Genomic DNA, 911 nt, shown 5'->3' on the forward strand with positions numbered 1-911 from the left:
TACCTCACGCTTGAGAGTCCACACCACCAACGACATCACTGGGTGTCCTTTCGGATCACCAACTCGGCAGAGCAGTGCGCGTTGGCCTTTGTCAGGTGCGGATGATTATAATCTCAGCCAGATTATTAGTTATGATGATGTCGATATCTGGAGCCTCGAACCGCTCGTTTGGCTCGCTGACGCCGAAGCGCTCACGAACCGCCGAAGCAATCCTCGTCCCCAAAATCGAGCACCTCACGGCATCGATTTTAAAAAACCCATTCACAATGTCAAATACGACGGGCGTGCCCGTCAATCACCGCACTCTCGTGCGGCGAACCGTTTCTCTTCATCTCTAGGTTGTGGCTGATGGTGCGTTGCTCGCGAGCCCGTCAGTCGCGGCGAAGCCGCGCCTTGTGGGCGCGCTTCTCTGCGCTGGCCGTTCTTGGATACGTGCGCGGCAGCTTTGCTGCCTCGTCTCGTCTCCTGCGAAATGGTGGAGCCTATCGGGATCGAACCGATGACCTGATGCTTGCAAAGCAACCGCTCTCCCAGCTGAGCTAAGGCCCCAAACGCACTTGTGTGTGGTGGGCCTAGGTGGATTCGAACCACCGACCTCACCCTTATCAGGGGTGCGCTCTAACCAACTGAGCTACAGGCCCACACCCGCTGCGCCCGTCAGACGCAGCCAAGCTGCACCTAATAGGGCCCCCGTCAAAGTACTACTTTGATGGGACCCAGGGGCGCGCTTCGCGCGCTGGCCGAGCTTGCCCACAGCCAAGCCAGCTAATGCTGTCTCGTCTTGTGGACTAACCTAGTGATGAAGGGACATGAGGACGGCGGCTAATGTTCTTTGGAATGGAAGAAGCTCTTCCGACAGGGTGGCACCATAAGATGCGGGCCTGTCAGCGCTTTCTGCCGATATCCTTAGA

1 protein-coding gene and 2 tRNA genes are annotated in these 911 nt (G+C 57.4%); 1 reads left to right on the plus strand and 2 read right to left on the minus strand.

Annotation, left to right across the window (positions count from 1 at the left end; all coding sequences use genetic code 11):
* Nucleotides 1-349: hypothetical protein (locus O6Y00_RS21935; protein WP_353444624.1), on the plus strand; the 349-nt coding region annotated here is incomplete at its 5' end.
* Between the two features lie 124 nt (nucleotides 350-473).
* On the opposite strand, the gene O6Y00_RS21940 is transcribed toward O6Y00_RS21935, so the two are convergent.
* Nucleotides 474-549: transfer RNA gene (locus O6Y00_RS21940), tRNA-Ala, on the minus strand.
* A gap of 15 nt (nucleotides 550-564) precedes the next feature.
* A tRNA-Ile gene (locus tag O6Y00_RS21945) sits at nucleotides 565-641 on the minus strand.
* Nucleotides 642-911 lie beyond the last annotated feature (270 nt).

Source organism: Sphingomonas faeni, assembly GCF_040407565.1.
GTDB lineage: Bacteria > Pseudomonadota > Alphaproteobacteria > Sphingomonadales > Sphingomonadaceae > Sphingomonas > Sphingomonas faeni_F.